The following is an 8989-nucleotide window of genomic DNA, read 5'->3' as shown; positions in this document are numbered from 1 at the left end:
GTCGACGTACTTCTCGAACGGCGCCCGCTCCGACGCCTCCGGTAAGGCGTTCGTCGCCTCCTGCATCGACCCCGGAACTGGCCGCGCTCGCCGCCGAGCTGGGGCCGCCCGCCGGGTACGCGGACCGGGCCGTCCTGCCCGAGCTGGCGGCCGCCGCCCGCGAGCGGCTCGCCGCCGACGGCGTACCGGCCGACGAGATCACCGTGACCGGCGGCGCGCTGGACGGCATCGAGCGGCTGCTCGCCGCCCACCTGCGTCCCGGTGACGCGGTCGCCGTCGAGGACCCCGGCTGGGCCAACCTGTTCGACCTGGTCGCCGCGCTCGGGCTGCGGGTGGTCGGGGTGCCGGTCGACGGCGAGGGCCCCACCGAGCCGGGCGTCCGGGCCGCCCTCGCCGCCGGGGCGCGCGCCCTGGTGGTGACCAGCCGGGCCCAGAACCCGACCGGCGCCGCGGTCTCCGCCGGCCGCGCCGACGCCCTGCGTACGCTGCTCGCCGGCCGCGCCGACCTGCTGCTGATCGAGGACGACCACGCCGCCGAGCTGGCCCGCGTACCCCTGCACCCGCTCGCCGGGGCGACCCCGACGTGGGCCTTCGTCCGGTCGGTGAGCAAGCCCTACGGCCCGGACCTGCGCCTGGCCGTGCTGGCCGGCGACGAGGCCACGGTGGCCCGGGTGGCCGGCCGCGCCCGGGTCGGCGCCGGCTGGGTCTCCACCGTGCTGCAACGACTGGTCCTGGCGCTCTGGCGCGACCCGGCGACCGCCGACCTGGTGCACCGCGCGGGGGAGAGCTACGAGCGCCGCCGCGGCGGGCTGGTGGCCGCGCTCGCGGCGCAGGGGGTGACCGCCCAGGGCCGTACCGGGATCAACGTCTGGGTGCCGGTGCCCGACGAGACGGTGGCCGTCACCGCCCTGCGCGACGCCGGCTGGTCGGTCGCCCCCGGCGCGCCGCACCGGATCGCCGCCGCCCCCGGGGTACGGATCACCGTCAGTTCCCTCGACGAGGCCGACCTGGACCCGCTCGCCACGGCCGTGGCCCGCGCGCTCCGCCCGGCCCCCGCCGGCTTCACCGCCTGAGCCGGACCGTCGGCATGTCCCGGCGACCGACGGGTAAGCCCGGCCGGGAGGTGGACCGGGTGGCTTCGAACGGATCACGCAGAGGGGTCTGGATCGGCGTGGGGATCGTGGTGATCATCTTGATCATCATCGCCATCGTGTTGGCCTCGCGCCACGGCGGCGGCGGTGGTGGCGGCGGGTACTGACCCTCGGGTCGGGCGTGGCTGACGAAACCGGTATATAAAGTCGGCATGGCCGAGACCGAGAGCGCGCCCGGAGCCCAGGAGTTCATCCCACCGCAGGCGGACACCATCGAGCAGCTACGCGCCGCCGCGACCGACTGTCGGGGCTGCGAGCTCTACCGCGACGCCACGCAGACCGTCTTCGGCCGGGGCGACGAGAGCGCCCAGGTGGTCTTCGTCGGGGAGCAGCCCGGCGACATGGAGGACAAGCAGGGCCTGCCCTTCGTCGGGCCGGCCGGCCGGGTGCTGCGCCGCGCGGTGGACGACGCCGGAATCGACGCGGGCCGGGTGTACATCACCAACGCCGTGAAGCATTTTCGTCATGAACTGCGTGGCAAGCGGCGGATCCACCAGACCCCGGACCGGGTGCACATCACCGCGTGCCGGCCCTGGCTGGTCGCCGAGTTCGCCCGGCTCCGGCCGGAGATCGTGGTGGTGCTCGGCGCCACCGCCGCCAAGGCGCTGCTCGGCCCGGCGTTCCGGGTGACGAAGCAGCGCGGCGAGCTGATGCCCTGGCCGGCCGCCGCCCAGCACCCGGAGGACTTCGCCCGGGTGCCGGTGGACCGGGACGGGAAGGTGGCGGACGCGCCCGAGGCCCGGCTGCTGGCCACCATCCACCCGTCGGCGGTGCTGCGCGCCGACAACCAGGACGTCGCGTACGACGGGCTGGTCAAGGACCTGAAGGTGGCCGCCCGCGCGCTGGCCCGCTGACCGTCGCTCAGTCGCGTCCCTGCCAGGTGCAGAGGCAGACCCGGTTGCCGTCCGGGTCGGCGAGCACCCAGAAGTGTGGTGCCGCCGCGTCGCTGACCAGCGTCCCGCCGGCGGCGACGGCGGCGTCGATCCGGGGCCGCACCTCGGCCGGGTCCACCCACACGTCCGGGTGCCAGCGCTGCCGGGGCTCCTCCCGGCCCGACTCCTGGAACCACACCGTGGGCAGTGTGCCGGCCGGGTCGCGCAACTCGTCCCCGAAGCCTGGCCCGGCGAGGTGCTCGGTGGCGAGCACCGCCCGCCAGAACGGCAGCACGGCGGCGAAGTCCGGGCTGTCCAGGGCGAGTTCGAGCCGGGAGAGGCCGGCGTGCGCCAGGCTCAGCCCGGCCTCGGCGACGATCGCCGAGACGGCGCGGGCCAGCCGGATGTCCCGCCGGGTGACCCCGCGCGCGTCGTGCGACCAGAGCCGGACGTCGACGTGCGGGTAGCGCAGGTCGAGGTCCGGATGGTGGTCCATCCGCTCGGCCGCCGCACCGATCGCGTCCACGATGGCCAGCCCGGTCGCGAAGTTTCCGGTACGGATCCGGGTCTGCAGGGCGCCCAGCAGGTACGTCCAGCCGCCCAGGCGTTCGTCGGCGATCTGTTGTCCGGTCAGCGTGGTCATCCCGCCATGCTGGCCCATCGCGGCGGGTCGGACCACCCCGGCGGCGGCGAATGGGACGAGGGCGTCGGTCTCTACTGGATGACCAGCCTGCCCGCGCACCGGTTCCGGGGCGTGGGCCGCGCCCTGCTGCACGGGGTGCTGGCCCGGTTCGGCGACGTACCCATGACGCTCACAGCGTCCCGCTTCGGCCGCCCGCTCTACGACTCGCTGGGCTTCCGTCCGGTCGCCGACACCACCTGGTGGGGCTGGCCCCCGTCAGAGGCGGCCGCCGCTGGCCGTGTCGGAGAGCCGCTGGGCCAGGTAGATCGGCACCACCGAGGCGACGATGAGCACGGCGGCCACCACGTTGATGACCGGTGCCTGGTTCGGGCGGAACAGGTTGCTGAAGATCCAGATGGGCAGGGTCTGCACGCCCGGGCCGGCGGTGAACGTGGTGACGATGATCTCGTCGAAGGAGAGCCCGAAGGCCAGCAGCGCGCCGGCCAGCAGCGCCGAGCGCAGCACCGGGAACGTCACGTACCGGAAGGTCTGCCAGCCGTCGGCGCCCAGGTCGGCCGACGCCTCCTGGAGGTTGCCGCCGGAGCGGCGCAGCCGGGCCAGCACGTTGTTGTAGACGACGACCACGCAGAACGTCGCGTGCCCGACGATGACGGAGAAGAGCCCCTTGCCGATGCCGAGCGGCGCCAGCACCGAGCGGAACGCGCTGTCCAGGGCGATGCCGGTGACGATGCCGGGCAGCGCGATCGGCAGCACGACCAGCAGCGACACCGTCTCCCGACCGAAGAACCGGTACCGCTGCACGGCGAAGGCGACCAGCGAGCCGAGCAGCAGCGCGGCGGCGGTGGCACCCAGCCCGGCCTGGACCGACGTCCAGAGCGCCGCCCGGGCACCCGCGTTCTCCCCGGCGCGTACCCACCACTCGGTGGTCCAGCGGGGCGGGGGCCAGGCGAACGTCCGGTCGGCGTTGAACGAGTTGACCAGCACGATGGAGAGCGGCAGGTAGATGAAGGCCAGGCCGAGGGCCATCGCGCCGCGCAGCAGCCAGCGCGCCGACCGGGAGAGCGTCACAACTCCTCCAGGGCCCCGGACCGCCGTACGGCGACCAGGTAGCCGACCATGATCAGGACCGGGATGGTGGCCAGCGCGGCGGCGAACGGCAGGTTGTTCGCCGCCCCGATGTTGACGTAGACGAGGTTGCCGATGAGCTGCGTCTTACCGCCCACGATCTGCACCGTGATGTAGTCCCCCAGCGACAGGGAGAAGGTGAAGATCGAGCCGGCGATCACCGACGGGACCACCACCGGCAGCACCACGGCGCGGAACGTCCGGCCCGCCCGGGCCCCCAGGTCCGCCGACGCCTCCAACAGCGAGTCGGGCAACCGTTCCAGGCCCGCGTAGATCGGCAGGATCATGTACGGCAGCCAGAGGTAGGCCAGCACCAGCACGGTCGCGCCCAGCCCGTACCCGGGGCCGTGGCCGGGCCCGCCGAACAGCCAGTCCACCGGCCCGCCGTTGGCCAGCAGCACCCGCCAGGCGTACGCCTTGACCAGGTAGCTGGCCCACAGCGGGGTGAGGATCGCGACCACCAGCCAGCGCCGGTGCCGGGGCTTGGCGACCTTCGCCATGTAGAAGGCCATCGGCAGGGCGATCAGCGTGTCGATCACGGTCACCCCGGCGGCCACGCCGATGCTGCGCAGCGCGACCGTCCGGTAGACCTCGTCGGTCACGATGGTGCGGAAGTTGTCCAGCGTGGGCTGGCGGACGACCTCCCCGGTGAACCCGTTGACCGTCCAGAGCGCCGAGGCGAACAGCACGGCCAGCGCGCCCAGGTAGGCGACCACCAGCCAGAACAGCGGCGCGGCGAGCAGGGCGGCGAGGCGTACCCCGGCGTGCCGGTGCAGCCAGGCCGAGAGCCGGCGGACCGGCCCGTGGGGGGCGGTGGCGCCACCCGCGCGCCGGTCGAGCGTGGAGGCGGCCACCTCAGCCCTTGATCGTCGTCCAGGCCTGGGTCCAGGCCGCGTAGTCCTTGCACTTCACATCGGTCCGCCCGTCCAGGCACTGCTGCACCGGCGTGTTCCAGTACCAGACCTTGTCGAAGTAGGCCTCGTCGTCGGCGTGGTAGGTCGCGCAGTGGTTCTTGTCGGCGGTCTCGGCGCAGGCCAGCTTGTTGGCGGGCGCCTCACCGAACCACTCGGCGACCGCCGCGTTGGCCTTCGGCGAGATGATGTGGTCCATCCACCGGTACGCGCAGTTCGGGTGCTTCGCCTTGGCGGAGATCATCCAGGTGTCGGACCAGCCGGTCGCCCCCTCCTCGGGCAGGATCGCCTCGACCGGGGCCTTGTCGGCGGCGGCCAAATTGGCGATCACCTGCCAGGTGGTGCCGAGCACCGAGTTGCCGGCCTTGAAGGCCTGCACCTCCTTGGTGTAGTCCGACCAGTACTCACCGATCAGCTGGTTCTGCTTCTTCAGCAGGTCGACGGCGGCGGCGAACTGCTTGTCGTCCAGCGCGTACGGGTTCTTGATGCCCAGCTCCGGCTGGTGCTTCATCAGATAGAGCGCCGCGTCGGCGAGGTAGATCGGCGAGTCGTACGCGGTGATCTTCCCCTTGTACGGAGAGTTCGCGTCGAAGACCGCCCCCCAGGAGGTGGGGGCGGGCTTGACCACGTCGGTGCGGTACATCAGCAGGTTGGCGCCGCGCCCGTGCGGGACGCCGTAGGCCACCCCGTCGACGGAGTTCCACTGCTTGAGCTTGAGCCCGTCGAAGACGTCCTTGTAGTTGCTGATCAGGTCGGTGTTCACCGGGGCGACGTCGCCGCCGTAGATCAGCCGGAGCGAGGCGTCCCCGGAGGCGGAGACCACGTCGTACTCGCCGGTCTTCATCAGGGTCACCATCTCGTCCGAGGTGCCGGCCACCTTGACGTTGACCTGGCAGCCGGTCTGCTTCTCGAAGTCGGTGACCCAGTCCACCTTGGGATCGGTGGAGCCGTCCTCGACGTACCCGGCCCAGGCGACGACGTTGACCTGCCCCTCGTCGGCGCCCAGCGACGCGAGCTTGTCGATCTTCGGCGGCTTGATGCCGCCGGGGCCGGCGCCGCCGGTGGTCGCGCCGCCGTCGCCGCAGCCGGTCAGGGCGAGCAGGCCGACCGCGGCGAGCGCGGTGAGTGTTCTACCGGTACGCATGAGCGCTCTCCTTAGCGAGGGGGGTCGGTACGGCGGGGACCGGTACGGCCACGGCGTGCTCGGTGCGCCAGGCCAGGCGGACCGGGGTGCCGCGCAGTGCGGCCACGTCGGCCGAGGAGGTGGTCAGGTTCTGTTGCGCCACGACCAGCCGGGCACCGGCGTCGAGGTCGACGACGAAGCGGGTGCTCGCCCCGGCGTAGACCACCTCGGCCACCCGTCCGGTGGCCGACGTCTCCCCGTCGCCGGCCGGGGGACCGTCGAGCCGGATCTTCTCCGGCCGGATGGAGAAGGTGCCGTCGCGGCCGAGCACCGTGCGGGCCGCCTCGCCACTGAGCAGGTTGGACGTGCCGACGAAGCCGGCCACGAAGGGGCTGGCGGGCCGCTCGTAGACCTCGGCGGGGGTGCCCACCTGGGCGATCCGGCCGTGCTCGAAGACCGCCACCCGGTCGCTCATGGTGAGCGCCTCCTCCTGGTCGTGGGTGACGAAGACGAAGGTGATGCCCACCTCCCGCTGCAACGCCTTCAATTCGACCTGCATCTGCTCGCGCAGCTTCAGGTCCAGCGCGCCGAGCGGCTCGTCGAGCAGGAGCACCTTCGGCCGGACGACCAGCGCGCGGGCCAGGGCCACCCGCTGCCGTTGCCCGCCGGAGAGCGCGGCCGGTCGCCGGTCGGCCAGCCCGTCGAGCCGTACGCCCCGCAACGCCTCCGCGGCCCGGGCCCGTCGCTCGGCGCGGCCCACCTTGCGCACCCGCAGCCCGTACTCGACGTTCTGCTGGACCGTCAGGTGCGGGAACAGCGCGTAGTCCTGGAAGACGGTGTTGACGTCCCGCTCGAAGGGGGCCAGCCGGGTGACGTCGCGCCCGCCGAGCAGCACGCTGCCGGCGGTCGGCGGCTCGAAGCCGGCGATCATGCGGAGCACCGTCGTCTTGCCCGAGCCGGACGGCCCGAGCATGGCGAAGAACTCGCCGTCGGCGATGTCCAGATCGACGCCGGCCACCGCCTCCACCGCGCCGAACGACTTGCGCAGCCCGCGGAGGGAGACGGCGGGAGTGGCGGGCCCGGCTGACATGGGCGCTCCTCAGTCCTACGGTTAACGTTGCGCTAGCGGACCAGAGTCCACGGAAATCGTGCCGTGAGAATAGAGGTGCGACGGATAGCGTCGTCAAGAGCTGATGGCGGTTTGCCTTGGCGAGCACCCCCTTCCCGCCGGCCGCCCCGGCGGGCAAACTCGTCGCCATGGAGCAGCATCTCTACGAGCCCGTCCACGAAGAGTTCCGGGACCTGTGCCGCGAGTTCCTCGCCCGGGAGGCCGTGCCGCACCACGCCCGGTGGGAGGCCGCCGGCATCGTCGACCGCGAGGTGTGGCGCAAGGCCGGCGCCGCCGGGCTGCTCGGCATGGACGTCGACCCGGAGTACGGCGGTGGCGGCCAGCGGGACTTCCGGTTCAACGCGGTGCTGGTCGAGGAGGTCGTCGCGGCCGGCTGCTCCGGCCTGGGCTTCGGGCTGCACAACGACGTGGTGGCCCAGTACCTGACCGACCTGACCACCGAGGACCAGCGCAAGCGCTGGCTACCCGGGTTCTGCTCCGGTGACCTGGTCACCGCCATCGCGATGAGCGAGCCCGGCGCCGGCAGCGACCTGGCCGGGATCCGCACCGGCGCGGTCCGCGACGGCGACGCGTACGTGCTCAACGGCCAGAAGACGTTCATCACCAACGGGGAGCTGGCCGATCTCGTGGTGGTGGTCGTACGGACCGCGCCGGACCAGGGCGCGCACGGGGTGAGCCTGGTCGTGGTGGAGACCGGTACCCCCGGCTTCACCCGGGGGCGGCGGCTGGAGAAGGTGGGGCTGAAGGCCAACGACACCGCCGAGCTCTTCTTCGACGACTGCCGGGTGCCGGCGGACCATCTGATCGGCACCGAGAACCACGGCTTCTACCACCTGATGGCCAACCTGCCCCGGGAGCGGCTGAGCATCGCCGTCGCGGCCGTGGCGGCCTGCGAGAAGCTGCTCGCGCTCACCCTCGACTACGCCCGGTCCCGGGAGGCGTTCGGCCGGCCGATCGGAAAGTTCCAGCACAACCGCTTCCTCCTGGCCGAGCTGGACACCGAGGTGACCATCGCGCGGACCTTCGTCAACCACTGCGTCGCCGAGTTCAACGCCGGCCGGCTCTCGGTCACCGACGCGGCGAAGGCGAAGTGGTGGACCACCGAGTTGCAGAACAAGGTCGCCGACCGCTGCCTCCAGCTGCACGGCGGCTACGGCTTCATGCTCGAGTACCCGGTGGCGCGGGCCTGGTTGGACGGCCGGGTGCAGACCATCTACGGCGGCACCACCGAGATCATGAAGGAGATCATCGGCCGGGGGCTCGGCCTCTAGCAGAACCGGGTGGAGCCGGCCCGGTCCGGTGCGCAAGGATGGGTCGCCCCTTACCGAGGAGAAGCCCCATGGCCACCGACCTCACCGCGCCGCCCCTGACCCGGCCCGACGTCGCGCCGATCCAACGGCGGACGCTGCGCCTGCTCTTCGTGACCCAGATCATCGGCGGCATCGGGGTCACCATCGGCATCGCCGTGGGCGCGCTGCTCGCCGCCCGGATCGCCGGCACCGCCGTGGCCGGTCTCGCGCAGAGCGCCGCCGTGGTCGGCGCGGCGCTGCTCGCCGTCCCGGTCACCCGGATCATGACCGGCCACGGCCGCCGGCCGGGCCTGGCGGTGGCGTACCTGACTGGGGCCGCCGGGGGCGTGCTGGTGGTGCTCGCCGCGGTCACCCGCTGGGTGCCGCTGCTCTTCCTCGGCATGCTGCTCTTCGGCGGCGGCACCGCGGCCAACCTCCAGGCCCGCTACACCGCCGTCGACCTCGCCGAACCGGCCCGCCGGGGGCGGCAGCTCTCGCTGATCGTCTGGGCCACCACGATCGGCGCGGTGGCGGCGCCGAACTTCGCCGCGCTCGCCGACCACACCACCAACGGCTGGGGCCTGCCCCCGCTCTCCGGCCCGTTCGCGTTCAGCGCGGCCGCGTTCGTGCTGGCCGCCGTCGTACTGCTGATCCTGCTGCGGCCCGACCCGCTGCTCACCGCGCGCCGGGTCGCGGCGGCCGACGCGCCACCGGCCGAGCCGGCCGCGGCCGGCTCGGCCGCTCGG

At 73.0% G+C, this 8989-nt stretch carries 10 protein-coding genes; 5 read left to right on the top strand and 5 right to left on the bottom strand.

Translation table 11 applies throughout. The features are described 5' to 3' along the window. The 3 genes from ACWEVO_RS20900 to ACWEVO_RS20890 all read left to right on the top strand — a co-directional run. A partial coding sequence (locus tag ACWEVO_RS20900; RefSeq protein WP_452309200.1) for an aminotransferase class I/II-fold pyridoxal phosphate-dependent enzyme occupies nucleotides 1-1073 on the top strand: 1073 nt, incomplete at its 5' end. Nucleotides 1074-1132: 59 nt separating this feature from the next. Further along, complete coding sequence (locus tag ACWEVO_RS20895; RefSeq protein ID WP_452309199.1) at nucleotides 1133-1258, top strand: hypothetical protein; 126 nt, start codon at nucleotides 1133-1135, stop codon at nucleotides 1256-1258. A 45-nt stretch (nucleotides 1259-1303) separates the two neighbouring features. Continuing rightward, nucleotides 1304-2005 (top strand): UdgX family uracil-DNA binding protein, encoded by a 702-nt coding sequence (locus tag ACWEVO_RS20890; protein ID WP_452309198.1) that lies wholly within the window; start codon nucleotides 1304-1306, stop codon nucleotides 2003-2005. Between the two features lie 7 nt (nucleotides 2006-2012). Here the strand turns inward: ACWEVO_RS20890 and ACWEVO_RS20885 are convergent, their stop codons facing one another. The 5 genes from ACWEVO_RS20885 to ACWEVO_RS20865 all read right to left on the bottom strand — a co-directional run bounded on the left by ACWEVO_RS20885 (nucleotide 2013) and on the right by ACWEVO_RS20865 (nucleotide 6915). Beyond that, nucleotides 2013-2666, bottom strand: coding sequence for a 4a-hydroxytetrahydrobiopterin dehydratase (locus tag ACWEVO_RS20885; RefSeq protein ID WP_452309197.1), 654 nt, complete (start codon nucleotides 2664-2666; stop codon nucleotides 2013-2015). A 255-nt stretch (nucleotides 2667-2921) separates the two neighbouring features. Further along, complete coding sequence (locus tag ACWEVO_RS20880; protein WP_452309196.1) at nucleotides 2922-3734, bottom strand: ABC transporter permease; 813 nt, start codon at nucleotides 3732-3734, stop codon at nucleotides 2922-2924. Then, a complete protein-coding gene (locus ACWEVO_RS20875; protein WP_452309194.1) occupies nucleotides 3731-4645 on the bottom strand; it encodes an ABC transporter permease in 915 nt (304 codons plus the stop codon). The genes ACWEVO_RS20880 and ACWEVO_RS20875 overlap by 4 nt, the downstream gene beginning before the upstream one ends. A 1-nt stretch (nucleotide 4646) precedes the next feature. After that, nucleotides 4647-5846 (bottom strand): ABC transporter substrate-binding protein, encoded by a 1200-nt coding sequence (locus ACWEVO_RS20870; RefSeq protein WP_452309193.1) that lies wholly within the window; start codon nucleotides 5844-5846, stop codon nucleotides 4647-4649. Then, a complete protein-coding gene (locus ACWEVO_RS20865) occupies nucleotides 5833-6915 on the bottom strand; it encodes an ABC transporter ATP-binding protein (protein ID WP_452309192.1) in 1083 nt (360 codons plus the stop codon). The genes ACWEVO_RS20870 and ACWEVO_RS20865 overlap by 14 nt, the downstream gene beginning before the upstream one ends. Before the next feature lie 167 nt (nucleotides 6916-7082). Between ACWEVO_RS20865 and ACWEVO_RS20860 the strand changes: the two genes are divergently transcribed. Both ACWEVO_RS20860 and ACWEVO_RS20855 read left to right on the top strand, forming a co-directional pair. Further along, nucleotides 7083-8225: an acyl-CoA dehydrogenase family protein gene (locus ACWEVO_RS20860; RefSeq protein ID WP_452309191.1), complete on the top strand. Its 1143-nt coding sequence runs from the start codon at nucleotides 7083-7085 to the stop codon at nucleotides 8223-8225. A gap of 68 nt (nucleotides 8226-8293) precedes the next feature. After that, nucleotides 8294-8989, top strand: a 696-nt coding sequence (locus ACWEVO_RS20855; protein ID WP_452309190.1) for an MFS transporter, incomplete at its 3' end; no start/stop codon positions are given.

This window comes from Micromonospora sp. NPDC003776 (assembly GCF_053605645.1).
Note: the sequence above shows the minus strand (reverse complement) of the source record. Positions and strands in the feature narration are given on the sequence as shown.